Origin of the sequence: Bacillus sp. PS237 (assembly GCF_037963345.1) — a bacterium.
Taxonomy (GTDB): domain Bacteria; phylum Bacillota; class Bacilli; order Bacillales; family Bacillaceae; genus Bacillus; species Bacillus subtilis.
Genome location: NZ_CP150156.1, coordinates 777,125 through 803,821, shown reverse-complemented (window position 1 = coordinate 803,821; position 26,697 = coordinate 777,125). Strand labels below are relative to the sequence as shown.

At 44.1% G+C, this 26,697-nt stretch carries 22 protein-coding genes; 6 read left to right on the top strand and 16 right to left on the bottom strand.

The features are described from left to right. Window positions 1-313: 313 nt before the first annotated feature. A complete protein-coding gene (locus NST22_RS04090; protein ID WP_003244287.1) occupies window positions 314-1,777 on the bottom strand; it encodes a formylglycine-generating enzyme family protein in 1,464 nt (487 codons plus the stop codon). A gap of 335 nt (window positions 1,778-2,112) precedes the next feature. Between NST22_RS04090 and NST22_RS04085 the strand changes: the two genes are divergently transcribed. Beyond that, window positions 2,113-3,333, top strand: a complete 1,221-nt coding sequence (locus tag NST22_RS04085) for an MFS transporter (RefSeq protein WP_003233743.1) — start codon at window positions 2,113-2,115, stop codon at window positions 3,331-3,333. Window positions 3,334-3,814: 481 nt separating this feature from the next. Beyond that, window positions 3,815-4,834 (top strand): NADP-dependent oxidoreductase, encoded by a 1,020-nt coding sequence (locus tag NST22_RS04080; RefSeq protein WP_003242607.1) that lies wholly within the window; start codon window positions 3,815-3,817, stop codon window positions 4,832-4,834. Between the two features lie 52 nt (window positions 4,835-4,886). Here the strand turns inward: NST22_RS04080 and NST22_RS04075 are convergent, their stop codons facing one another. Beyond that, entirely contained in the window at window positions 4,887-5,333 is a 447-nt protein-coding gene (locus NST22_RS04075; protein ID WP_003243349.1) for a GNAT family N-acetyltransferase, read from the bottom strand. Between the two features lie 67 nt (window positions 5,334-5,400). Beyond that, on the bottom strand, window positions 5,401-6,531 hold the full coding sequence (locus tag NST22_RS04070) for a DEAD/DEAH box helicase (protein ID WP_003233750.1): 1,131 nt from the start codon (window positions 6,529-6,531) through the stop codon (window positions 5,401-5,403). 172 nt (window positions 6,532-6,703) lie between these two features. Here NST22_RS04070 and NST22_RS04065 point away from each other — a divergent pair, with 172 nt between their 5' ends. Continuing rightward, window positions 6,704-8,260 (top strand): ABC-F family ATP-binding cassette domain-containing protein, encoded by a 1,557-nt coding sequence (locus NST22_RS04065; protein WP_003233752.1) that lies wholly within the window; start codon window positions 6,704-6,706, stop codon window positions 8,258-8,260. 119 nt (window positions 8,261-8,379) lie between these two features. Here the strand turns inward: NST22_RS04065 and NST22_RS04060 are convergent, their stop codons facing one another. The 7 genes from NST22_RS04060 to yfmT all read right to left on the bottom strand — a co-directional run bounded on the left by NST22_RS04060 (window position 8,380) and on the right by yfmT (window position 15,553). Further along, the gene (locus NST22_RS04060) at window positions 8,380-8,535 is read right to left on the bottom strand and encodes a hypothetical protein (RefSeq protein ID WP_010886440.1); all 156 of its coding nucleotides are present in this window, start codon (window positions 8,533-8,535) and stop codon (window positions 8,380-8,382) included. A 290-nt stretch (window positions 8,536-8,825) separates the two neighbouring features. After that, complete coding sequence (locus NST22_RS04055; RefSeq protein ID WP_003233759.1) at window positions 8,826-10,016, bottom strand: MFS transporter; 1,191 nt, start codon at window positions 10,014-10,016, stop codon at window positions 8,826-8,828. A gap of 65 nt (window positions 10,017-10,081) precedes the next feature. Next, complete coding sequence (locus NST22_RS04050; RefSeq protein WP_003243655.1) at window positions 10,082-10,504, bottom strand: MerR family transcriptional regulator; 423 nt, start codon at window positions 10,502-10,504, stop codon at window positions 10,082-10,084. Window positions 10,505-10,628: 124 nt separating this feature from the next. Next, window positions 10,629-11,075 (bottom strand): YfmQ family protein, encoded by a 447-nt coding sequence (locus NST22_RS04045; RefSeq protein ID WP_003243426.1) that lies wholly within the window; start codon window positions 11,073-11,075, stop codon window positions 10,629-10,631. Between the two features lie 122 nt (window positions 11,076-11,197). After that, entirely contained in the window at window positions 11,198-13,087 is a 1,890-nt protein-coding gene (locus NST22_RS04040) for an ABC-F family ATP-binding cassette domain-containing protein (protein ID WP_003244423.1), read from the bottom strand. Between the two features lie 134 nt (window positions 13,088-13,221). After that, entirely contained in the window at window positions 13,222-14,082 is an 861-nt protein-coding gene (locus tag NST22_RS04035; protein WP_003233767.1) for a methyl-accepting chemotaxis protein, read from the bottom strand. A 13-nt stretch (window positions 14,083-14,095) separates the two neighbouring features. Then, window positions 14,096-15,553, bottom strand: a complete 1,458-nt coding sequence (gene yfmT / locus NST22_RS04030; protein WP_003244104.1) for a benzaldehyde dehydrogenase — start codon at window positions 15,551-15,553, stop codon at window positions 14,096-14,098. Between the two features lie 249 nt (window positions 15,554-15,802). Between yfmT and NST22_RS04025 the strand changes: the two genes are divergently transcribed. The 3 genes from NST22_RS04025 (at window position 15,803) to NST22_RS04015 (ending at window position 19,327) form a co-directional block, all read left to right on the top strand. Further along, window positions 15,803-17,188, top strand: a complete 1,386-nt coding sequence (locus NST22_RS04025; protein WP_003242995.1) for an amino acid permease — start codon at window positions 15,803-15,805, stop codon at window positions 17,186-17,188. 91 nt (window positions 17,189-17,279) lie between these two features. After that, window positions 17,280-17,987 carry a YjjG family noncanonical pyrimidine nucleotidase gene (locus NST22_RS04020; RefSeq protein ID WP_003244307.1) on the top strand — a complete coding sequence of 236 codons (708 nt, stop codon included), beginning with the start codon at window positions 17,280-17,282 and terminating at the stop codon, window positions 17,985-17,987. A gap of 110 nt (window positions 17,988-18,097) precedes the next feature. Further along, window positions 18,098-19,327: an MFS transporter gene (locus NST22_RS04015; protein ID WP_003243467.1), complete on the top strand. Its 1,230-nt coding sequence runs from the start codon at window positions 18,098-18,100 to the stop codon at window positions 19,325-19,327. Between the two features lie 30 nt (window positions 19,328-19,357). Here NST22_RS04015 and NST22_RS04010 read toward each other — a convergent pair whose 3' ends face one another. From NST22_RS04010 to ltaS1, 6 genes are all read right to left on the bottom strand, one after another. Then, the gene (locus NST22_RS04010) at window positions 19,358-20,293 is read right to left on the bottom strand and encodes a putative nucleotide-diphospho-sugar transferase (RefSeq protein WP_009966783.1); all 936 of its coding nucleotides are present in this window, start codon (window positions 20,291-20,293) and stop codon (window positions 19,358-19,360) included. Continuing rightward, complete coding sequence (locus NST22_RS04005) at window positions 20,294-21,472, bottom strand: glycosyltransferase family 2 protein (protein ID WP_003233779.1); 1,179 nt, start codon at window positions 21,470-21,472, stop codon at window positions 20,294-20,296. Between the two features lie 28 nt (window positions 21,473-21,500). Continuing rightward, a complete protein-coding gene (locus NST22_RS04000) occupies window positions 21,501-22,412 on the bottom strand; it encodes a putative nucleotide-diphospho-sugar transferase (protein WP_003243130.1) in 912 nt (303 codons plus the stop codon). 23 nt (window positions 22,413-22,435) lie between these two features. Further along, the gene (locus NST22_RS03995; protein WP_003244102.1) at window positions 22,436-23,404 is read right to left on the bottom strand and encodes a GDP-mannose 4,6-dehydratase; all 969 of its coding nucleotides are present in this window, start codon (window positions 23,402-23,404) and stop codon (window positions 22,436-22,438) included. A gap of 6 nt (window positions 23,405-23,410) precedes the next feature. Further along, window positions 23,411-24,175: a glucose-1-phosphate cytidylyltransferase gene (locus tag NST22_RS03990; RefSeq protein WP_003244408.1), complete on the bottom strand. Its 765-nt coding sequence runs from the start codon at window positions 24,173-24,175 to the stop codon at window positions 23,411-23,413. Window positions 24,176-24,410: 235 nt separating this feature from the next. Then, window positions 24,411-26,330 (bottom strand): lipoteichoic acid synthase LtaS1, encoded by a 1,920-nt coding sequence (gene ltaS1 / locus NST22_RS03985; RefSeq protein WP_339232971.1) that lies wholly within the window; start codon window positions 26,328-26,330, stop codon window positions 24,411-24,413. Window positions 26,331-26,697: the final 367 nt, after the last annotated feature.

The window sequence follows — 26,697 nt, the reverse complement described above, 5'->3', positions numbered from 1 at the left end:
AAAAAAGAAAAGCGACAAAATTAGCTTATGTATCAGAAAAAGAATAATCAAAACAGATGCTTTGCTATTGCAGGCTCAGCTTAAAATCGAAATGCTAACTAACTGAATCTTCTATATTTCTCACAATAATATACAGAAGATCGTAATACCTAGCTAAGATCGAGCTTAATGGCTCTTTTTCTGATTCTCAATCCCTGATAATTTTGAAAAGCATTTAAAATAAAATCTTGTAGAAAAAACATTGTTTTTTCTACAAGCTGAACATTACTACACAATGTTAGTATACTTTTATCAAGTCTCTAACCTAGAATGATTAATAAATTGCTTTATTAGTAATTGGCCCATTAATTGATTCTCTAATTTTATATACTGGAATATTCTTTACGCATCTAATCCCCATTTCATTGTGTCGACAGAAAGGAATATCTTTTGCTCTAAAAGAAGGGAACATTAAGCCTGGATGAGAGAAGAATGATCCTCCTTTAAGAACGGCAAATGAGTTAACACTATTAAATGGTACATTCTCAAAAATAGGGTGGAAAGCTCTCTTTGTTTTAAGCTCACTTCTAGTCCACTCCCATGTTCCGCCGATCATACCGCATACTCCATAGGGACTTTCACCATTTTGTTCAAAAATATCACTTGTTAAATGATTTAATTCTTTATCAGCATGAGCTTTTAATAAATTTTCTCTCCAGGACTTTAAAGAAGTAATGGGTTCATTATAAAGACTTCCAGCATATTGAACCTTTGCAGGATCAAATTTATCTCCCCAAGGCCAGACATTACCCTTTTCGCCTCGAGCAGCTTTTTCCCATTGAAACTCGGTTGGCAATTCTTTCCCCTTATATCTTGCGTAAGCAAATGCATCATAAAAATCTATACCTGTAACGGGATGATTATCTAAATACCTATCATCCCAATATGTATTTCTTCTATGTTGTTTATTCTGCGGTTCATTAGGATGACAGAATATATGCCCATTTTCCTCTATGAACTCGGTAAAGATATCATAATCTTTATTTGTAACAGGATACTTATCGATAAAAAATGGAGGTAACCATACTTTTTGTCTAGGAACAGCATCTTTCCAATTAAATGTTTTGTCAGGAATTTCATTTTCATTTAAACCGAATTCAAAAAAGCCACCCGGAATTAAAATCATCCCATCTTCTTCTGTTTTTTCGAATTCCTCTATTAGACTTTGAGGAATTTTTTCTTCAAAGTCAAAGTTATTAGGAAGTATACCATTTTGATCAAAATAATTTTTTAGCATTACTAGCTCTTCATGTTTTTCAACACCGAATATATCTAATAATGTACTTAATACTTTTTGGGCCCCTAATCCCACAGGTTTTTTAGGGTAGCTTATACTCTCCCGGACATCATCAATAATCGAAGACAAATATGCTACAGATTCTTCAATTTTATGATTTGCACAGACATCCATAGCTTTAAAAGAAACTAAATCATCCGGATCCTGGGTTAGATTGATTATAGTTTCTACAGCAGAGAAATAAGGTACCCATTTTTCAACGAAATCAATTAATCTATACCTTATGTAAGTATTCGGATAAGCAATACACATCCCAAACACATTTTCCGCTGCTACAGGGTGTTGAATTTTATTTAGTAGAGTCATAATTCTATTATCGATTAAACTCTTAAAATCATTTTTTTTATTTTCTGGAACAGAAGTAATAAGTTCTTCAACTTCAATTAATATTTCTATATCTTTATTGTAAATTGATTTATGATCTTGCATTAATAGAGTCAAATTACGATAACCTCCCGATTTGTTTGTTGAAATAAGGAATAGCATTAAATGCTATTCCCTAAGTGTTTACCATTTTTCATTAGTATAAAGAACCGGGCTAACAATCGATTTTCTCCAGTTTTTTCTTAATTTTCTCATGGTTTTCCCCCCTTTAATAAGATATGTGGTTCCCTGAATATTGATAGAATAGTCAGAGAACTTAAATAAACAATAACAATAAATAGAATAAAAGTAAATAGTTTACAAGGAAATTTTTTCTTTACTTTTGTTGTTTTAAGGTGTTTAAATATGTTTAAGCTCTTTACCGAGAAAAATTATTCCAAGGGAGGATACATATGAGTAAAGGTTATTATTCTATTTTATTTAGCCAGACCACTACAAATTTAGGTTTTTCTCTATATACTATGGTAGTGATTTCGTTTTTGTTTAAAATGACCAATTCGACAACCATCGCCTCTATGGTGACATTAATAAGTATTATTTTTCGTATTTTTGGAAGTGCTATATTACCGTTAATAACAATTCGATTAAAACTGCCTCTTACAATAATTATTTCTCAATTGATACAAATGCTGTTATTAATATGTTTGTTCTATGCTTTATTAAGAACTTACTCTAATCAAACTCTCATTTTAGTCTTTATTATTATTAGCTGTATTTCCTTTTTTAATGGATGGTTCTCACCTTTAAAAAGTGCAATTATAGGGGAAATAATCTCTCCTGATAGAAGAGTAAAAGCAAATGGATTATTATCTACAGTGGACCAAACTTTTCAATTTGTAGGCTGGTCTTTAGGTGGTCTCATAATTGCATTTTTAGGTGAGGGATATACCATTATACTTACTATCTTTTTGTTGTTTACATCTCTTCTTTCTCTTTTATTTTGTCTACCACATGGCCACGCTAATTCTGTCATACGTGAAAAAAATTCTCCCAATAAGAGTATAGTAAGTGGTTGGCGGTATTTATTTAGCCAAAAGAAACTTAGAACAATTATTATTATGGATTTAATTGAGTCATGGGCAGGAATGATTTGGATAGGATCTGTCTCTTTAGCTTTCGTTAACGAAGTCTTGCATAAAGGAGAATCATGGTGGGGATTTATTAATGGAGCATATTATTTAGGTTCGATGATAGGGGGATTTATAATATATAAGCTGTCGGAGAGATTTCAAAATAAGTTAATTAATTTTATGTTAATTGGCGCTGTCTCATATGGAAGTTTAACTTTAATATATGGTTTTATAAGTAATTCATACTTAGCTCTAATTTTGGTTCTCTTTATGGGGCCGGCTTATATATTAAGAGATCTTACACAAGAAACACTTATTCAGAACATAACAACCGAGCAAACTCGAATTAATATAATGTCTGCAAGGTCTTCTTTAGTACAGTTCATTTTTATGTTTTCAATTCTGGCTATAGGGGCTATTTCAGATTTCCTTGGAGTTCGTTTAGTTTATGTTTCAGCAGGTATTCTTTTATTAGTGTCCGCAATATATGGATTTTCTCAATTACAATTCAAAAAAAAGGTAAATAAACATATAAGCTTTTAATAAATATATAAAATTTAATTATGTTTTCGTTTGCTTTTTCGCGTGTTTAATTAATAAGTAAACATTACTTTATTGACCAAAAGAAAATGGTTGAGTACCATCAATTATCTGTTTCAGAAAAACTCGGCATAAAAGGAAAAAATTGAACAAATCTTTGCTGATGTAAAAAAATCGCATAGACTTTGCTATTGCAGATTGATGCGAAAGCAAAATGTGAACGACTAAGCTCCCCCTCGCAGATGCTTGCAAGAATATGAAAAAGAATCGACATACACACTAGCCAATCTTAGCTAGGTGTACAGGAGCTCTTTTTCTGTTCTGTTTTCTAATAATGATAAATGACTAAAGAGAACTTTTAAAACAAAAGAGCTTGTAGAAAGCATAAGCTCATCTATAACCTTTTTTGTATGCCAGCTTACCTTTTGTATTTCCTCTCCTGTCCATGTTACAGTGGTGTCAACCAAGTGATAGGAGGATGAAAATGACAGCATCTCAGCAGCAAATTCAATTAGCAAGACGTCCACAAGGTATTCCTGTTCATGAAGACTTTCGCTTTGAAACCATTCCGGTTCCTGAACCCAAGCAAGGGGAAGTGCTTGTCAAAACGCTTTATGTATCGGTTGACCCTTATATGCGCGGCCGTATGCAGGATACGAAGTCATATGTTGAGCCGTTCGCCTTGGATAAAGCGCTTTCTGGAGGGGTTATCGCTGAAGTTGTGTCAGACGGGAATCATCTGAAAAAAGGCGATATCGTCATCGGAAATCTCAGCTGGCAGGAATTTTCCGCTGTGAGCGAGTCTGCCTTGCGAAAAATTGATACAAGCCTTGCTCCCGCTTCGGCCTATCTCGGCATTTTGGGAATGACCGGCTTAACAGCATACTTCGGATTGCTGGACATCGGACGCCCGAAGGAAGGCGAAACCGTGGTTGTCTCAGGAGCTGCCGGAGCCGTCGGTTCAACAGTCGGGCAAATTGCCAAAATCAAAGGCGCGCGAGTCGTCGGCATCGCGGGCTCTGATGAAAAAATCGACTATTTAAAACAGGAGCTTCAGTTTGACGAAGCCATCAATTACAAAACAGCGGATGATATCCAAAAAGCGCTTCAAAACGCTTGTCCTGACGGTGTCGATGTGTATTTTGACAATGTCGGCGGACCGATTTCAGACGCGGTGATGAATCTGCTCAATGAATTTGCCCGCATTCCGGTGTGCGGCGCCATTTCTTCCTATAACGCAGAAAGCGAAGCAGATGACATGGGCCCTCGTGTCCAATCAAAACTCATTAAAACGAAGTCGCTGATGCAAGGCTTTATCGTAAGCGACTACTCCGATCGTTTTTCTGAGGGAGCAAAACAGCTGGCAGAATGGCTGAAGGCTGGTAAACTCCATTACGAGGAAACCATCACAGAAGGCTTCGAAAACATTCCTGACGCGTTTCTCGGTTTATTTAAGGGAGAAAATAAAGGGAAACAGCTGATCAAGGTCAGTGATCCGAGCTGAATGAAGATGAAAACGGGAGGGCTTTTTGCCCTCCTTTTGTGTTTCGATGAGATCAGTTGCGAAGAATCAGCGTAAGAAAACCATCTTCATCAGGTTCCGTGTCTTCTAAAGTGAATCCTGCTGCTTGAAAGCAAGCTAAACTGATTCGATTGTCTTCTTCAATGCATGCCACCCATTCTCGCACGCTAGTAAAATCAGGTTCGGTCATCAGCTTTTGCAGTATCTGTTTTCCATACCCTTTAAGCCGGTACAAAGGATTGACGATCAATCCAATATATGTCCGCTCCTCTCCGAACTCAATAACGACCATCCCTGCCGGCAGCTGTCCATCATACGCCATGATGACAGTATCGTGTTTATCTTTATTTACTCGTGCATACCACTCATCTAATAGCAGCATCCCATCCATTCTCCGTCTGGTATCCTCATTCTCAAACCAGTGTTCAAGGATTTTCAGCTCTGGCTCCTGCATTACTTGAAACCTGTCTATTGAAGCCATTTTCCCACCTCCGCGCAAAATCTTTTCTATTATTTTACAACAAAAAAAGGGCTCTTCGCCCTTCTTTTTATTTCGTCTTCAGTTTTCCGCCTGCATACACAGCTTCACTCAGCTCAACACCAAGCTTCTTCGCCATTTTTTTCAGCTTAGATTCCTCCAATTTTGTCACAAGGCTCAGCACGTTGCCTTCTTTTCCGGCCCGGCCTGTTCGTCCTGATCTGTGGACATAGCCATCTTCATCTGGAATATCAGCATGAATCACGTATGGCAGGTTTTCAATATCTAAACCGCGTGCGGCAATGTCAGTCGCCAATAAAAGAGGAAACTCTCCGTCTTCGAATGTGGCAATGATTTTCGCTCGCTCCATTTTTTTCGCTTCACTGTGCAAAACGCCGAGTTCAACGTGGTGATATGCCAGTTTTTCCGCATATACACTCAGGTTGCCAATGTCTCTCACAAATACGAGTGCCTGCATGCCTTCAAGCCTTGACAGCTTTTGCAGCAGCTTCACTTTGTCGCGCTGGTCGCAAATCAGGTATTGATGCTTCACTTTCCCTGCCTCCGCCTTGCTTCGCTGCACCTTCAACACCTCAGGCTCTTGCGCCAATTCGCGGAGCACGTCCTCTGTTTCCTTTTTGAGCGTGGCAGAAAAACATAGAAGCTGGCGGTCTCTTAATGTTGTTTTAATGATTTGCTTCATCGTTTCGCGATGCTCCGGCAGGACGAGCTGATCCGTTTCATCAAGCACGATCGTTTTCACTTCATGCATTTTGAGTTTCTTCGCTTTAATCAGTTCAAACACCCTGCCTGGCGTGCCGACGATGATATGCGGATGTTTCTTCAGCTTTTCGACCTGTTTCTTCACATTCGCCCCGCCGATTAAGGAAGCCGCGCGCAGCTCTGAGCCCGCTTTCCAATCCTGAATCACCTGAAAAATCTGCATGACCAGCTCACGGGAAGGCGCTAAAATCACCGCCTGCGGATGCTTTTGCTCTGGTTTGATCCGCTCCAAGACCGGCAGCGCATACGCCAGCGTCTTCCCTGTGCCTGTCGGCGATTCTGCAATGACATCCTTTCCGTCCATGATCAGCTGGGCTGCCTGCTCCTGAACAGGGGTTGGCTTTTGAAAGCCGGAAGCATTCCAATTCTCTTGTATAAATGATTGTGCATTATGTAAAAATGGCCAAGTTTGCGTCATTTTGTTCTCCTCAATTCCTGAAATCTATTCCATAGTATCTCAAAACCTCGCCCGGAACGCAATTTTTCTTTTTCTTTCCTATACCTTTCAACATTCCGAATCCTCCTTTATAATCAAAAGGGTGAATATTACACGCCGATTGTGCGTGTTTGATAACGATAGAGGTGTAAACATGAGTATTTTATCTGTAAAGGATTTAAGCCACGGTTTCGGGGACCGGGCCATTTTTAATAACGTTTCCTTCCGCCTGTTAAAAGGCGAGCACGTCGGCTTGATCGGCGCAAACGGTGAAGGAAAATCAACCTTCATGAATATTATTACCGGAAAGCTTGAACCTGATGAGGGAAAAGTCGAATGGTCAAAAAATGTCCGTGTCGGATACCTTGATCAGCATACCGTGCTGGAAAAAGGAAAATCCATTCGCGACGTCCTGAAAGACGCATTCCATTATTTATTTGCGATGGAAGAGGAAATGAACGAGATTTACAACAAAATGGGCGAGGCTGATCCCGACGAGCTCGAGAAGCTGCTTGAAGAAGTCGGCGTCATTCAAGACGCGCTGACAAACAATGATTTTTATGTCATTGATTCCAAGGTGGAAGAAATCGCCCGCGGTCTCGGTTTGAGCGATATCGGTTTAGAGCGAGATGTCACCGATTTGAGCGGCGGACAGCGCACAAAGGTCCTTCTCGCTAAGCTTCTCCTTGAAAAGCCGGAAATTCTGCTTCTCGATGAGCCGACCAACTATCTTGATGAACAGCATATTGAATGGCTGAAACGCTACCTGCAGGAATACGAGAACGCGTTCATCCTGATTTCCCACGATATTCCGTTCTTGAATAGTGTCATCAACCTGATTTATCACGTTGAAAATCAAGAGCTGACACGTTATGTCGGCGACTACCATCAGTTTATGGAAGTCTACGAGGTGAAAAAACAGCAGCTTGAAGCGGCCTACAAAAAGCAGCAGCAGGAAGTCGCGGAGCTGAAGGATTTCGTCGCCCGCAACAAAGCGCGTGTCAGCACGAGAAACATGGCGATGTCCCGCCAAAAGAAACTCGATAAGATGGATATGATCGAGCTTGCGGCAGAAAAGCCAAAGCCGGAATTCCACTTTAAGCCGGCGAGAACGTCAGGCAAGCTGATTTTTGAAACGAAGGATCTCGTGATCGGTTACGATTCCCCGCTGTCCCGTCCGCTCAACCTCCGCATGGAGCGCGGCCAAAAAATCGCCCTTTACGGCGCGAATGGGATCGGAAAAACGACATTGCTGAAAAGTTTGCTTGGTGAAATCCAGCCGCTCGAAGGCTCTGTTGAACGCGGTGAGCACATCTATACCGGCTATTTCGAGCAAGAGGTCAAGGAAACAAACAACAATACGTGCATCGAAGAAGTATGGAGCGAATTCCCTTCTTATACGCAGTATGAAATCCGTGCCGCTCTGGCAAAATGCGGGCTGACGACAAAGCATATCGAAAGCCGCGTCTCCGTATTAAGCGGAGGCGAAAAAGCGAAAGTCAGATTGTGCAAGCTAATCAACTCAGAAACAAACCTGCTGGTGCTCGATGAGCCGACAAACCACTTGGATGCCGATGCCAAGGAAGAGCTCAAGCGCGCCCTGAAAGAATATAAAGGCTCCATTCTGCTCATTTCCCACGAGCCAGACTTTTATATGGATATTGCGACAGAAACGTGGAACTGCGAGTCTTGGACGACGAAAGTGCTTTAATTTATAAAAAAACCCGCCTGCTAAAGGGCGGGTTTTTTACTGCCATTTTTTCTGAACGATTCTCAAAAGCTCTCTGTCTTTTAAAATGAGCTGCAATGGAGATGTGAATTCATCAAGTGTCAGCTCTCTTTTGGCAGACAGCTCAAAATCCTCCTCATCTTCCCAAGCGGTAAACCACTCGACCGAGAAAAGCTGTTTTTCATGACGCTGTGTATGTATTGATAGAGCGTTTCTAAACATTTCTGATCATATTCGTCAGGTTTTGCCTTATCCATGGCAAACGTCCCCTCTACAGCATGAACCATCACTGAAATGGCAATCGTAAATGAACGGACACATTCTCAGCTTCTGCAAGATAAATCCCAGCCGCATCAATGCCTGACCGAAGCGGATGCCCTTTCCGCGAACGCCGTTCTTGCTGACCGAAAAAACCGGTTTCTAAAGGGAGTTTTCAGCCGGAAAATAGTAAAATTGTGTCATAAAGGTTGTCCTTTCCTGCACCAATTCGATTATGATGCATTATAACGAATAAAAAGACACTGCATATGCGCAGTGTCTTTCGTTATTAATGCCCCGCCTTAATTCCAGCAAGATGTTTACGTCCCATGAGAAGGACAAGCATGCCGACAAAAACGACGATTCCGCCTACTGTATATGGTGTGCTTGCAGTAAAGTGTTCTGACAGCATTCCTGCAATCCACGGGGCGAGCGCGCCGCCGATGAAGCGGACTGAGCTGTAGGCTGAAGACGCGATTGAACGTTCAACCGGCGCAGAACCCATCACAGCGGTTGTCATGATCGTATTCACCATACCGAGGACAGCACCAGCGACAACGATACATGTAATAATCAAAGTCTGATGGTCTGTCCAGATCCCCATAATAACGAGAATGGCCGCAAAGGCGATAAAGAGAACGACTAGCGAACGCACTGTGCCCAGCGCTTTGTGCACGAGCGGCGCCGTAAAGACTGACGTAATCGCCAGCAGAAGGCCCCAGCCGAAGAAGACATATCCAAGACCGTGTTCATCTAAATCCAGTACGAACGGAGAATAAGCTAGCAAAATAAAAAATCCAAAGTTGTATAGGAATGCCGATACCGCCATTGTCAGCAGGCCTTTATATTTGAGTGCCTTCATCGCATCAAACACACCGACGCGTTTCGCCGGTTTCGGCAGCTTCGGAAGCATGAAAGAAATCGCGATTAACGCAATAAACATCAGGACAGATACTCCAAAAAACGGTGCGCGCCATGAAATGCTTCCGAGCTCTCCGCCTGCAAGCGGCCCGACAGAAATCCCGAGACCGAGCGCGGCCTCATACAAAATAATCGCTTGGGCGCTGCCGCCGACTGACACGCCAACGATGACCGCAAGCGCTGTTGAAATAAACAAAGCATTCCCTAATCCCCAGCCGCCGCGATAGCCGACTAACTGAGCGATTGAGCTTGAGCTGCCGCCAAGCCCCGCAAACACAATAATAAAAATAAGTCCGAGAATTAATGTCCATTTCGCGCCGATGCGGCTGGAAATGGCTCCTGAGAAAAACATCATAAATCCGGTTACAAGCAAATAACTTGTAAACAAGAGTGATACTTCACTAGGTGAAGCATGCAATTGTGCGGCAATGGCCGGAAGAATTGGATCGACCAGCCCGATTCCCATAAAAGAAATCACACAGGCAAACGCGACAGCCCATACCGCTTTTGGCTGGCTGAGCAAACCCGTTTTCTGATTCACTTGTGTTGTCTTATCCATTTGACCTAACCTCCATCTTTATTCCATTAAAAGAAACGCTACAAAAATAGCGTTTAACAAACTTTTCATTCGATTGATTGAATGGCGCGTTCCGCTTTGCCTTTCATGCCCTGCAGGCGTTCTTTAAAGCTTTGGAATGTGCGGATTTTCTCATCAATCAAATCCAGCTGGTGATTCAGGGTTTCCTGAATTTCCTCCAGTTTTTCTTTCCGTTCCTTAGGATCCAGTGACAACAAATACCCCTCTTTGTTTAACTCTAGCTGGCGGCTGGTTTCCATGAAATGCTGAAGCTCCTGAAGGGAAAAACCGAGCACCTCTTTTGTGCTGATGACTTTCTCAAGCTCCTCCATATCATCCTCTGAATAAAGCCTTACACCGCCGTCTGTCCGTTTCGGCGCCGGAATCAAGCCGATTTCTTCATAAAACCGGATGGTCCGCTTTGTCAGCCCGCTTCTTTTGGCCACTTGATCAATCTTCATCCATTCCAAGGTAAATCCCCCTTCGCCGTTTCTGTTACCATTATACACCTTTTGAACCTTAACGTAAACGTTAAGTTTTAAAAAACAATAAAAAAGACGAGCAGCATACAGCACCCGTCTTTCACTTTCCTGTTTAAGCTAAACTTCCCGCCACTGACAGAGACTCTTTTTGAAGGCTTTCAGAAAGCACTCGATACGCGATCACTTTCTTCTTGTACTGTTTCACGACGTCGATATGGTCGTCGTAGCGGTACACGAACAGCTTCACGTCTTTTTTTCCTTTTTTTGTATCTATCACCAGAGGCGTGCCGCCGTTTTCCGGATGTAAATAACGCTCTTCATCACCTGGATAGATATAATATTTTTCCAGGAAGATAGCTTCGTTAAATTGATCAATCACTTTCTGCTTCTCTGCACCCTCGAGGCGTTTTCCATCTAGAGAGAGACTCGCATTTTCGTCACTCAGCTTGGCGTGCACTTCAAATTTGCCGAGCAGCCATTCTATGACGCCTGTAGGAAGACAGGTTAATACGATTTTCACCAGACTCATGAGAATTAACATCACGATCGCCCATGTCATACTTCATCATCTCCGTTAGTTTTCCATGTGCCGCTGACACACAACTTTATCCTAACATAAGCAGGCCGGTTCGTTTTTGTCCATTATGTGAAAAAAAGCGCGGCCTGCTGCGGCCACGCTTTTTAGCTTTCCAGTTCTTCGATCATGAGGGACAATTCTGTCCAGCGGTCCATCGCAGCCTCAAGCTCTTCCGCCGTTTTCGCCTGCTCGGCCATCAGCTCTTGGATTTTGCCAAAATCACTGCCTGCTGCGGCGATGTCAGCTTCAAGCTGTTCATGCTTTTCTTCCAGCTGGGCAATTTTATCTTCGATGCCGTCCCATTCCAACTGGTCTTTGTAAGAAAGCTTTTTCCGTTTTTTCTTCGGCTCGGCTTCAGCCGTTTTTTCCTCAGCTGCCGGTTTTGGGGCCGCTTTTTTCGCTTTTGACTCCTCCATATAGTCGCTATAGGAGCCTTGAAAGCGGGAAATGACACCATTTCCTTCAAATACAATCAAACGGTCGACGACGCGGTCAAGGAAATAGCGGTCATGGGATACGGTGATGACGACGCCTGGGAACTGGTCAATATAATCCTCAAGAACGCTTAATGTTTCAGTATCCAAATCGTTCGTCGGCTCATCGAGAAACAGGACATTCGGCTCCTGCATGAGAACCTGAAGCAAGTATAAACGGCGTTTTTCCCCGCCGGACAGCTTGCGGATATACGTCTGCTGCATCGAACGCGGGAAGAGGAAACGCTCGAGCATTTGTTCAGCTGTAATCATATCGCCATCTGCCGTTTTTACGACCTCCGCCGTTTCTTTTATATAGTCAATGACTTTTAACTCACCGTTCATTTCACTATGATCCTGAGTATAGTAGCCGATTCTGACCGTCTGTCCGATCGTAATATCGCCTCCGTCCGGCGTATGACGGCCGGCAAGGGCATTTAACAGCGTTGTTTTCCCGATGCCGTTCGGCCCGATGATCCCGATCCGTTCACCTGGTATGACAAGTTCATTAAAACGGTCGACGAGCATGCGGCCGTCATAAGCGATCATGACGTTCTCCGCTTCAATAACCTGTTTTCCGAGACGGTGCGAGCCAATGGCAAAATCGAGTGAACCTGATGACTGAGGGCCTGTCTGCTCTTTAAGCGTCTCTACCCGGTCAATTCTCGCTTTTTGTTTTGTGGAGCGGGCTTTCGCTCCTCGTCTGAGCCAAGCCAGTTCGCGGCGCAGCAGGTTTTGCCGCTTCGTTTCCTTTTGCTCAGCCTGCGCTTCCCGTTCCGCGCGTTTTTCTAAAAACACTTCATAGTTGCCTTTGTAAGTGTAGAGGCTGCCTCTTTCAAGCTCATAAATGCGGTTGGTGACACGGTTTAAGAAATATCTATCGTGCGTCACCAGCATGACGGCGCCGGGATATTGGCTTAAATACCCTTCAAGCCACTCAATCGTTTCATTATCCAAATGGTTTGTCGGCTCGTCCAAAATGAGCAAATCAGCGGGCTGAATTAAGTTTTTGGCAATGGCCACCCGTTTTTTCTGGCCGCCTGAGAGCTCATTGACCGGTTTTGTTACGTCGTTGACGCCCAGCTTAGACAATACGGTTTTTGCCAAGGTGTTTGCATCCCATGCATTGTTCGCGTCCATTTTCGCTTGTGCTGCCAGCAGGTGTTTCTGGCGCTGTTCATTTTCGGGATCTTTCCCCAGTTCATACAGCGCTTTTTCATATTCACGCAAGGTTTTCATCACAGCCGATTCACCGGAATAGATATGCTCCAGCACTGTTTGCCCCGCAGGCAGCTCCGGGTCTTGATGAAGAAATTCGACCTGCACGCTTCCGGATTTCGTGATTTCTCCTTCTTCGATAGATTCCAAGCCGGCAATCACTTTCAACAGCGTTGATTTTCCTGTTCCGTTCGGCCCGATTAATCCGATTCTCTCATTCTCTTCAATATGAAAGGAGATATGGTCAAATAATGTTTTATCTCCGTATGTTTTATAAAGATTTTCCGCTTTTAATATGCTCATGGTTCCTATCAATCCTCACGTAAGTTCATGTGTACATTTTAAATCAGCCGCTGGAATAAAACTAGTAAAACGTCAGACGAATTTCATGGAAATGCAGGATAAGAAAAAGACCGGGGATGTTTGTCCCCGGTCTCTTACTCTTCCTCAAGCGCTTTTTCGGCCATTTTCGCAAGATGCTGCGCGCTTCCTGAAATCTCCTGCATCGTGGCGGAAATTTGTTCAACAGCAGCGGCTTGTCCGTCTGTATGCTGGTTAATCGACTCAATGGATTCCTCCAGCCCTTTCAGCAGGCTGTGGATTTTTTTCGTAATCTGGTCAATTTGGCCGACATTTTCTTTTGAATGCGTCGCTAGCTTTCTGATCTCATCTGCGACGACAGAGAATCCTTTTCCGGACTCCCCTGCTCTTGCCGCTTCGATCGCGGCGTTCAAGCCGAGCAGATTGCTTTGGTCCGAGATGCCTTTAACAGTTACTGAAATATCGGCGATTTCACCGGCGCTTTCGCTTACTTTTTTCGCCTGAGAGGAAATGCCCGACATTTGAGTTGAAAACCCGTTAATTGATTCAGAAATGTCGGAAATAGCCGCGGCTGTTTGTTCAACAACAGCTGATAAGCTTTCCGCGACATCATGCAGCTTTGACGACTCCTCAAGGCTCGTTCCGAGGCCGACGCCTCCAATGACTCTTCCATTCTCGTCGTGCAGCGGGATGGCACGCGCGATCAATGGGAAGCCGAACAATTCTTTCGGAACCATGCTCGTCTTCTTCTGATTGCTGCGGATGGCATCTGTGATGATATCCCCTTCCTGCAGCGGATCGCCGGCTTTTACGTTCAGCGAAAAGGTTTTGGCCGGTATATTCACGAGCAGTTTTTCCGTATCATAAATGCCGATTGTAATATCATCCTGAACCAGGCTGTTTAAATAAGGGGCTACTTTGATAAATGCGTCCAGAATATCTGCGGTTTCTTTTTCCGTATTTATGGTCAATTCCATTCACTCCTTTTCATTAATAAGGGAAGCTGCGTTTTTCGTGCTGGACCGAGATCCATTTCAGCGTTGTAAATTCTTCGAGGCTCCACTCACCGTTTAAACGGCCGAGGCCTGATTGCTTTTCACCGCCGAAGGCTACATTCGGTTCATCATTGATGGTCGTGTCATTGACGTGAATCATGCCTGTTTCAATGCGTTTCGCAAAAGCCACGCCGCGCTCAAGATTTGACGTATGTACGGCACCGCTCAAGCCAAACGGGGTTTCGTTTGCGATATCCACCGCTTCGTCTTCTGAATCAAACTTCATAAAGGAGACGACTGGTCCGAACAGCTCTTCCTTGGCAATGCTCATGAACGGTTTGACGTCTTTTAAGATCGTCGGTTCCACGATCGTCCCGTTAAATCCGCCAAGCTTCACTGGTACAGCGCCTTCTTCAATTGCTTGCTCTACAGTCTTCATCAGCCCGTCCGTCTGTCTGCTGTTGATTAATGGCCCGATAATCGTATCAGGGTCCATTGGGTCGCCGACTTTCAGCGATTCCACTTTTGCCTGGTACAGCTCAAGGAACTTGTCATAAATAGAAGAATGAACAAGCACGCGGTTGGCTGACATGCAAATCTGCCCTTGATGTGTAAATCGGCTGAACACCGCCGCATTGACCGCATATTCTATATCTGCATCCTCAAGTACGATGAAGGCGCTGTTCCCGCCAAGCTCAAGAAGCGGCTTTTTAAAATGCTTCATCGCAAGCTGTCCGATGTAGCTGCCGACTTTCGTAGAACCGGTAAATGAGATGATCCGCGGCACTGGATGCTCAACGAAGCTGTCGCCGATTTCAGCAATGTCTGTGACAACAACATTCAGCAGCCCCGCTGGAATTCCCGCGTTCTCAAAAATTTTCGCAATCAGCGTTCCGCCGCAAATCGGCGTTTCCTCATGCGGCTTTAGCACAACGCCATTGCCGGCTCCGAGTGCAGGCGCCACTGATTTCATAGATAAAAAGAATGGGAAGTTAAACGGACTGATGACACCGACAACGCCTGCCGGCACGCGATATAATCTGTTTTCCTTGCCATCTATTGTTGACGGAAGAATTTTCCCCTCCATGCGGATTGGGAACGTTGCCGCTTCTTTTATGATGTTTTTGACAAGACCGATTTCAAAAGCTGCTTTGAGCCTTGTACCGCCTAGCTCCTCCATAATCAAATAAATAATGGCTTCTTCATTTTCTTCAATATACGTGACGGCTTTTTCTAAAATGGTTCTTTTCTCGAACGGGTTGACCGCATCCCATTTTTTCTTTGCCAGCGCCGCTGCCCGATACGCTTCATCTACATCGTCAGCAGTCGCTTTACGGAATGTTGTGAATGTTTTTTGAGTATAAGGATTTTTGTTTTCCAATACATTTGGGCTGCTGCCCTCCTGCCATTTCCCGCCGATAAACTGTTTATTCAACTCTTCATATTGAAACATGGTCAGCATCTCCTTTATAACCGCAAATCAAAATATGGGCGAATCTATTTTTTCTATCGGTTCATCTTGCATAAAATTGAATATACGATTAGTAAAAATTACTATCCTATGATACGACAACGCTGTTTCGCTTCTATCATTTAAAGCAGAAAAATATTTTATTGACTACGTCAAATTTCGACAATATAATACAACAAGAACTGCATATAATGATTAGAATATTTTGAATATTTCTAGGAGGAACTTTTGATGAGTTCATTATTTAGAAAAAAACCGCTTGAAACATTGAGTGCGCAGAGCAAGTCAAAAAGCCTTGCCCGTACGTTAAGCGCATTTGATTTAACCTTGCTCGGTATCGGTTGTGTCATCGGTACAGGGATTTTTGTCATTACAGGAACAGTGGCAGCGACCGGTGCAGGTCCCGCCCTCATCATATCGTTTATTTTAGCGGGGCTCGCCTGTGCGCTGGCTGCTTTCTGTTATGCTGAGTTTTCGTCTTCCATTCCGATTTCGGGAAGCGTGTACTCATACTCATACGTGACACTTGGAGAGCTGCTCGCCTTTTTGATCGGATGGGATCTCATGCTTGAATATGTCATTGCACTGTCGGCGGTTGCCACCGGCTGGTCTTCATACTTTCAATCACTGCTTGCCGGCTTCAATCTTCATATTCCGGCTGCACTGACAGGAGCGCCGGGAAGCATGGCGGGCGCCGTATTTAACCTTCCGGCTGCGGTGATCATTCTCCTCATCACTGCGATTGTCAGCAGAGGCGTCAAGGAAAGCACACGCTTTAACAACGTCATCGTACTGATGAAAATCGCGATCATATTATTGTTCATTATTGTCGGCATCGGCTATGTGAAACCGGATAACTGGTCTCCTTTTATGCCATTCGGGATGAAAGGCGTCATACTTAGCGCTGCCACTGTATTCTTCGCGTACCTTGGGTTTGACGCGGTTTCTAACGCATCAGAGGAAGTGAAAAATCCGCAAAAAAACATGCCCGTCGGCATTATTTCAGCTCTAGCCGTCTGTACGGTTCTGTACATCGCGGTATCGCTTGTGCTGACAGGCATGATGCCTTATGCCAAATTGAATGTCGGAGATCCTGTATCCTTTGCGCTGAAATTCGTCGGACAGGACGCTGTTGCCGGAATTATTTCTGTCGGTGCGATTATCGGGATTACGACGGTGATGCTCGCTTTGCTGTACGCACAGGTCCGCTTGACATTTGCCATGAGCAGAGACGGCCTTCTGCCTGGATTGTTCGCAAAGGTTCATCCGTCATTTAAAACCCCGTTCCGCAACACATGGCTGACAGGGATCGTTGCAGCGGGAATCGCCGGCTTTATTAACCTCGGAACGCTGGCCCATCTGGTGAACATGGGAACACTTGCCGCGTTTACGGTCATTTCCATTGCTGTCATTGTGTTAAGAAAGAAACATCCTGAAATCAAAGCGTCCTTCAGAGTGCCATTCGTTCCGGTTGTGCCGATTATCAGCGCAGGCATCTGCCTTTGGTTCATGTACAGCCTTCCCGGCGTCACATGGCTTTCATTTGTCATCTGGATCGCTGTCGGAACGCTGGTTTACTTCCTATATTCGAGAAAACACAGCTTATTAAACAAATAATCTCTTTTCAGCCGGCGGTGCCTCACCCGCCGGCTTTTTCCTTTTTTTATGTGCTATACTTTGAATACATATGAGAAAGGGAGACACACAGATGAAGCGATACCGCACTTTATTATTTGATGTAGATGATACCATCCTTGATTTTCAAGCGGCAGAAGCTTTAGCCCTGCGTTTGCTGTTTGAAGATCAGAACATTCCTTTAACAAATGACATGAAGGCGCAGTATAAAACCATCAATCAAGGTCTCTGGAGAGCCTTTGAAGAAGGTAAGATGACACGGGATGAAGTCGTAAACACACGTTTTTCCGCTTTGCTCAAGGAGTACGGTTACGAAGCGGACGGCGCTTTGCTTGAGCAAAAATACCGCCGCTTTCTTGAAGAAGGACATCAGCTTATTGACGGTGCATTTGATCTCATCTCAAATCTGCAGCAACAGTTTGATTTGTACATCGTGACAAACGGCGTGTCTCACACACAATATAAGCGTCTCCGTGATTCAGGATTATTTCCATTCTTCAAGGACATTTTCGTTTCTGAAGACACCGGCTTCCAAAAGCCGATGAAGGAATATTTCAATTACGTGTTTGAACGGATTCCTCAATTTTCAGCAGAGCACACATTAATCATCGGGGATTCACTAACTGCTGATATCAAAGGCGGACAGCTCGCCGGGCTTGATACTTGCTGGATGAACCCTGACATGAAGCCGAATGTGCCAGAGATCATACCAACCTATGAGATTCGTAAGCTTGAAGAGCTATATCACATTTTGAATATCGAAAATACCGTCAGCTGCTAATCAGGCTGACGGTATTTCTTTCATAAGAATCTTTTTTCCTCTTGATAAATTCTTCACCTTATGAATAATATGGTGGTATGCTTTGGTTATATATGTAAGGAGGAGACTCAATGGCTATCGCCGCCCCGTTAAAAGAAAAAACAGTTCAAAAACCAGGCACCACGGTGTATCCGATTTTGATTATTATCGGAATTTGCCATATGCTCAACGATTCGCTTCAGGCTGTGATTCCGGCCATGTTCCCTATTTTGGAACGCTCCATGAGCCTGACGTTTACACAGCTCGGCATCATTGCTTTCACATTAAACATGGTGTCATCCGTCATGCAGCCTGTTGTCGGCTGGTATACCGATAAACGGCCGCGGCCGTATGCGCTGCCAGTCGGTTTGACCGCCAGCATGCTTGGCATTTTGGGCCTTGCATTTGCCCCGTCATTCATAACGATCTTATGCTGTGTGTTTTTCATTGGATTAGGCTCGGCCATTTTCCATCCGGAGGGCTCCCGTGTGGCGTATATGGCCGCCGGCACAAAACGCGGGCTCGCCCAATCGATTTATCAGGTGGGCGGAAACTCAGGCCAGGCGATGGCACCGCTGATCACCGCGCTGATCCTTGTGCCGCTCGGGCAATTCGGCGCTGTTTGGTTCACGCTTGTCGCCGCGCTTGCTGTTATGTTTCTCATGTATATTGCGAAATGGTACGCCTCACGTCTCGGCAGCCTTGCCCAGAAATCAGGCAAGCAAAAGAAAACGGCTGAAAACACGGCCATCACCAAATCTGTTGTATCTGCTCTTATTATTATTATATTTCTCATTTTTGCTCGTTCTTGGTATACGAGTGCGATCGGTAACTTTTACACGTTTTACGCGATGGATACCTATCACGTAAGCATTCAGCAGGCACAAAGCTATATTTTTGTCTTCTTGCTGTTCGGCGCGATCGGCACGTTTCTCGGCGGCCCGCTTGCAGACCGTTTTGGAAAACGCTTCGTTATCCTCGGTTCGCTGTTATGCTCGGCGCCGCTGGCGATTGTGCTGCCATTTGCCGGCCCGGTTCTCGCCTACGGCGTGCTCGCATTGATTGGCTTGGTTCTGATGTCGAGCTTTTCTGTAACGGTCGTCTACGCACAGGAGCTAGTTCCTGGAAAAATCGGCACAATGTCCGGTTTAACCGTCGGGCTTGCCTTCGGGATGGGCGCAATCGGCGCTGTGGCGCTGGGCGCTCTGATTGATGCCGCGGGACTGACCCCGACGATGATCGCCATTGCCTTTCTCCCTGTCCTCGGCATCCTTGCCTTCCTATTGCCAAGTGACCAGAAGCTGAGAGAATGGCATAGCTGAAAAAACCCCTGCCAGGCGGCAGGGGGTTTTTTAATCCAGCTGGATAAAATGAGTGTCAGGCACTGCGTGCTTCGGGATAAAGCCATCCGCAAAGTCCGGAAACGCCGACTGTATTTCATCAATCCATCTTTTCAGATTTAATATATAGGGCATATAAATCATCTTAATTGTCGCTTCGTCTTCAATCCGGTAGTACCAGCAAAGATTAAACTCTTTTTCTGTCACCAGCGTAAACCCAGAGAAATGATAGAAAATCAGCGGCGTTTCATCTATATACACGCGGCCGTCCTTTTGCCCGACCTTATAGTTTTCGATATTCCAAAGCGCTGTATTGGCTCCTATGGATTTGACAACATGAACACCTTTAAACTGCTCCGGCCATTTCTCCACATATCTTTGATCACCATATGTCTTTCGTTCCGTATCCATTTCGACCGTGCAAAATTCAATACAGTCCTGTCTCCACTGCCACACCGCTTCATATGCTTCCTTTGTATTACCGGCGCCGACAAAGCCTGTATTAAAGCGTCCGGTTCGGTCGTAGTAGGACATGAAGCGCGGCGAATTACGATGATCAGTCAAATACAGAGACGCCGTTGGGTTTTCTGCAAAAATACGTGCCGGATCAGAAAAGAAAAATAGATCCGTATCCATATGGGCAAAGTATTCAGCGTCATCCCACTTGCTCATCACATGAAACAAAAAGGCGGGCTTTAACGTCCAGCAATATTCATGAAACGTTCTGTTGCTTTTCGCTTTCAACAGCTCCGGGTCTTCCATTTCATGCAGCTGCACAAAGGTTACATGCTCCCATGGAACGTGCTGAAGCAATTCATACGCTTTCTGGTCGACACACAGCACATATAAATGAAAATCATCGCAATGCTCATGGAGAGAATGAATCATAGGCATGAGCTTAAAGATATGTGTCCTTGACACTATCGTTGAAAAATGAAATGTACTCACTTATACCACATCCAATGATCTAAGATCCACGTGCAGCAAATCGTTGACAAGCGCATACAGTGCGTTGGCAAAATCGTTCACGCCTAGCTTTTTCTTCGCCTTAGGCAGAAGCTTGCGGACAGTTTGCAAATCAAAGCTTTTCGCCGTCACCCTTGGGGATTTCTTTCGCCAATCCGGATCAATGTTGCGCTCTTTAACAACATGCAGAAGCTCAAGAAACAGATTCAGCAGCATATCATATTTCTGTGATTCCAGCAGCTTTTGAATATCAGCCATGATTCTGTTCGTCATGTCAGGCGGGAACGGCCCATTAAAAGCGAGATGAACGTCTAAGGAGCGGATGTTATTGTATTTATCGCACATATAGGCAATGTTTGCCCGAATATCGTCTACAGACTTACAATTGCTTGGATGTTCCTGATGAACACTGACAATATCACGGCGAAGCCTGAAGGTCAATCCGGCCTGATGAAGCCTGATCCCGAGGTCATAATCCTCAAACCCGTACCGCACAATGCCTTCGTCAAATAAACCGAGGTCAACCACATGCTTGCGTTTCACAGAGGAATTATTCGTGATAAAAAAGCGCCATGGCATATGATAGCCTTTCAAGTCATCGCCGTACTCATCTAAAATCTTCTTGAGCACGTCTATAAAGTCGGTATCGAGGTCAAAGCTTTTATCAAGAAAGCTTCCGTTTTTGATGTCCGCTTCCTCCAGCAGCTTTTGTTTGTCTTTCTTCGGCATTTCACCTGTGAGCTTTGCGAGCTGTTCCTTATGTTCTTCTTCAAATCGTTCATAGTAAAAACTGTAGATCCGTTTCCAAAACAACCCGCACACGACGAGATTCTCTTCGTTCTCATGGGCTTTAATATGTTTTGCCACAAGGTCCTTTGCCGCAAGCATATCGCTGTCATGGAAAATCAGGATGTCTCCTCTGGCATTGCGAAGCGCCTGATTTCGTCCGTACGCAATGCCCCTGTTTTCTTTAATCCGTGTAAAGATCAGCGGAAAATCAGCTTGAAATGACTCAAGCATCGAGAGCGTCCCGTCCTCAGAGCCATTGTCCGCTACAATGACTTCAAATTCTTCATCGCACTCCTGCTGGTTTAATGACAGAAGGCTGTTGTAAAGACGCTCCTTCGAATTATATGCAGGAATAATAACGCTTGCTTTCACTTCATTTTCACTTCCTGTATTTACTCATTTATTTGTTGTCATCTTTTGAAGCAAAACCGTTAAATTCAGGGTCTAACGTTTGCATGTGCTGAATGATATGCGGCAGTGTCTCTTGATACAGTTCATGCACAAACGGCAGATCTGTGCGGGTTGTTTCATGAATCTGTTTGATTTCATTGATGCTGACGATTCGGTATCCGCTGAAATGATAAAAGATCAGCGGACTGCCATCCTCCAGCACGATCCGGCCATCTTTCCAGGAAAACGTATGCTGTCCATAATTCCAATGGCCGATGTTCACGCCGGGTGTTGTAATGTCACACACATTCGGAAACAGCTCAGACATATAATCCAAATAGCCCTGATCACCGAATTTCCCTTCACCCGGTGCATTTTTGCATTCCTCAAGACAGCGTTCCTTCCACCACTCCAAGCAATCCGTGCCTGCATCATCATGCTTGAAGCTGATAAACCCGGAATTATATCTGCCTAAAAGACGCTGCAGCATGTCAATCTGCTCTTTCTCAAAAGAAGGGATTACAATATCCCCTCGTGAAAGCAACACCGAGCAGTCCGGCTGGTTTTCAAAAATCGGCGATGGATCTGCATAGAAAAAGAGATCCCCGTCAATATACGTCACACGCTCCAGCTCAGGATTGCTGTTCAGCACAGCTTGCAGAAAGATCGGCTTCATCGTCCAGCAATACTCACTTTGATCTCTAGTTTCCTTCAGCTTCAGCAGCAATTCATTTTCAAGAGCGGCCACCGGCACAAGGTTCAGCTGCTTCATCTTCAGCTTCTGTAACACGCGGTGCGTATCTTCATCCATGCAAAGTATAAAAATGGGACTGTCTTGATCAACTTGCTCTAACGACTTAAACAAAGCGACTGCCTGATATAATCTTCCTTTTGATAAAACGGTGCAATACGCGCTGGTCACAGTCTTGTTCACCTCGTTTCACATTACTTTTTGAAGAATTCCGTATACCACTCAATCGTTTTTTCAAGTCCCTCATCAATAGTGTAGGCCGGTGTCCAATTCAGCAGCTTTCTTGCTTTTTCCGCGGATAAATATTGATGTTTGATTTCATTGCTTCCCTGATTCAGCACCTTAGGTTTCAGATTACTGTTCATTTTCTTTAATATTTTCTCTACCAGTTCAAGTACGGTCAGCTGGATCTCATTGCTGAAGTTAAAGGCCTCTCCGGCAAGATTGTTTTCTTCCATTTTTTCTGCAAGAAGCAGATAAGCCTGAACGGCGTCTTCAATATAGAAGTAGTCCCGTACAAATGTGCCGTCGCTTCGGATTTCCGGCGCTTCCCCGTTCAGCACAAGCTGAATCGTCTGAGGAATGATGCGGTTGAAGTTCAAATCTCCGCCGCCGTATAAGTTTCCGCAGCGCGTAATGCAGACCGGAAGCCCGTACGTGTGAAAATAGGTGTGGCTGATCAGATCTGCGCAGCTTTTTGAGACGTCGTACGGGTGCTTGCCTTGCAGCGGCATGTTTTCATCGTATGGAAGGTTTTCTTGATCGCCGTAAGCTTTATCACTTGAAGCGACAATGACCCGCTTAATTAACGGATGCTTGCGGCAGGCTTCGAGAATATTCCAGGTGCCGAGGATATTCGCTTCAAAGGTAGAAATCGGGTTGCGGTTTGCCACGCCGACAATCGCTTGTGCAGCAAGATGAAAGACTGTGTCGATCTCATACTCGCCAAGCGCGCGTTCAATCACAGCCAAGTCCTCAAGAGAGCCCCGCACGATGTTCATTTTCTTGATATGTTCTCCCTGATAAAGATTGGATTGAGGCACATGATCCCTGACTAGCCCCGTAACGTTTGCGCCCTGTTCGATCAGCTCTTTCACCAAATAGCTTCCTAAAAGACCTGTGCATCCCGTGACAAATACGTTTTTATTTTTCCAGAAACTCAAATCAATTCACCATACCTTCCATACTTGTTGTCCTTGATTCCACATTTTGTTGACTTCTAAGAGATTTTTATACGTATCGATGGCCGTCCAAAATCCGTAATGGCGGTACACAGCAAGCTCCCCATCTTTGGCAAGGTTCTTCAGCGGTTCATCTTCGAACATCGTGTTCCCGTCCTTCGGCAAATAATCGAAAACCTTTGGACTAAGAACGAAGAATCCGCCGTTGATGATTCCATCACTTGATGTCTTCTCAGAAAATGTTTTCGCCATGCCATCCTCAACTGTCAAGGTGCCAAACTGCGAGACTTTGTCAATGCCGGTGACAGTCGCGGCAGCACCTTTTGTCTGATGATAGCTGATGAGATGGAAAAGATTGATATTGGCCAGCCCGTCTCCATAGGTGAGCAGAAATGTTTCATCACCGATATAGTCTTTCGCCTGCAAGATTCTTCCGGCTGTCAGCGTATCTACCCCAGTCTCCAAAAACGTAATTTTCCACGTTTCAGGCTGCCCCAGCATCTGTACCTCTCCCGTAGAGCTGTCGAGTGTCAGGCTGTTGTGCTTCCATTCATAGTCGAGAAAGTATTCCTTGATTTTTTCTCCTTTATAGCCCAAAAGCAGAATAAACTCGTTTACTCCGTAGTACTGATAAATTTTCATAATATGCCATAGAATCGGTTTGCCGCCTATCATGGCGAGCGGTTTAGGAATGTCATTCGTGACTTCACTCATTCTCGTTCCTTTTCCGCCGCAGAGAATGACCGCTTTCATCTCTACCCCTCATCTCTATGAATATTGAGTTCGAAACCTGGTACATCTTCACAATCTATCAAGGCATTTCCCCGATAATTTGTCCGATTTCAATCCGGTTTCAAAATCTACTGTAATGATATGAGAGAAAGCCAGCCTTGGTGACCAAATGGAATCTATTTTTTCAAGTTGGTTGTATAACCAAAAAAAGAGCCTTGAGCGAAGGCAATGCGCCCGCTCAAGGCTCTTTTTCATCTTATTTGATTTCTTTCTCCTTGCCGTAATGATAGTCTGACGGATCAACGGCTTTGAAATCATTTAGTTTATGGAACCTCAGCAAGTCTTTGTACAGGACACTGTCTGAAAGGCTCAGCTGCTGGTTCACTCTTGTTTTCAGATTCTTCGTTTCTTCATTCGCTTTCAGTTTTTCACCTGTCTTCGTATCGTAAATGATATTGTCGACTGATGTGTACTTCGGCGTTACGAAGTCTCCGTTTCTGAATGCCACCGTATCGTCGTGGTCTTTAGAGAATAAATCAGTACCAAAGTTGATATATTTCTGAGAATCAATTCCTTCTAAGTGCAGAAGTGTCGGCATGACGTCAATTTCGCCGCCATACGTATGGTTCACTCCGCCTTTTTTGCCAGGAACGCGGATCATCAGCGGCACACGCTGGTTCTGTGCGTTTTGATAATCTGTGATCTCTTTTCCAAGAATCTCTTTCATCGCTCGGTTATGGTTTTCAGAAATACCGTTATGGTCACCGTAAATCATGATGACTGAGTTGTCATACAGGCCGGCTTCCTTCAGCTCCTTGAAGAATTGCTCAAGCGCTTCGTCAAGGTAACGCGCTGTCTGGAAGTAGCTGTCAACTGTGTTATCGCCTGTTGTCGCTTTTTTAAGAGACGCGTCTTTTTCATCAAGGTTAAACGGATAATGGTTTGTCAATGTAATCAAATGCGCATAAAATGGCTGTTTAAGAGATTCAAGCTTTGGAATCGATTCTGTAAAGAACGGCTTATCCTTAAGCCCCATATTAATCACATTTTCATCTGACATATCATACGTGCTTGCGTCGAAGAACTTGTCATATCCGATATGTTTGTAAATCTGGTCACGGTTCCAGAACGATTTGTAATCACCATGCAGGACGGCGCTTGTATAGCCTTCCTTCTGGTCTAAAATCGCAGGAAGCGACTGGTAGGTGTTTTCGCCTTTCGTCACAAACGCGGAGCCTTCAGGAAGACCGAAGATCGAGTTATCCATTGTCAGCTCGGCATCAGATGTTTTTCCCTGGCCTGTCTGATGGAAGAAGTTATCAAAATACGTCACATCTTCCCCGCCGTGCGCAAGTTTATTTAAGAAAGGCGTCACATCTTCACCGTTTAGCTTGTAGTCAATCAGGAATGACTGGAAGCTTTCGAGGTGAATTTTAATGATATTTTTGCCTTTGGCAGAGCCGAAGTACTCGGCGTTTGGTTTCGCATAATGAGACGTCGTGTAATTCTCGACACTTGTTAAATCATCGCTGCTTGCATAGGCTCTTTGCGTCTCTGTTTGAGCCGTCTGTACACCGTCATAAATGGTGTAGTTGTATAAACCTAAATATTTCACAATATAATTGCGGTCAAACGTTCTTGTCAGCAGTTGCGGACGGTCTTTTTCCGCATAGTGCAGGTTGATGAAAAACAGTGCGATCCCAGAAAGGATCACTAAAGATGCAAAGCGTTTTTTCATTTTGTATTCTTTTAATTCAGGTCTCCAGATCAATACCGCAATCAAAATGATAATATCTAAGAAATAGAAAATATCATGACCGGCCATGATACTGAAAATCCCGTCTCCCATGTTTCCAACGTTTCCGGACTGTTTAATGTTCGGGAACGTCAAGAAATCGTCAAAGAAACGATAGAATAAAATATTTGCATATAACACAAATGTCATCAAGAAATCGATAATCAGCATAATAATGGCTGATTTACGCCCTTTCGCCAGCAAAGCCAGTCCTAAAAAGAAGACGGCGCTTGAGAATGGGTTAAATATCAGGAGGATCTCCTGAGTTGTGCCTTTTACCCCAAGATTAAACTCAGTCTTGTAGGATAAATACGTTTTTGCCCAAAACAGTATAACAGCCAGCACAAAAAAGCTAAGTTTGTAAGAAAAAAGTTTCTTCATGGCAACCTCTACTTTCTTAAACACTTTAAGTTCTTCATTCATATTTACCTGCTCTTTATATCCTGCCTTCCAATTCCTTCTTTCCAAACAAAATCAAGGCATCACACAACAATAAATACACCGCGGCAAGCCGGAATATTTATGTTTCGCACCATATCATTTTTATTACAACCATTTGGAAACCAATCACTGGACGAAAGAAACCTTCATTTCGTTTCACATTTTTTTCTCGGAAATAAAAAAAGGATTTCTTTTGTCATGTGTGCTTTTGAAAAAAGAAATAGATACCGAGTATAAGAATAACATAAACTAGCAAAAACGAAAAATAGGTTTTGCAGACAGCCCGCCCTTCCGGCGGACTGAAGTT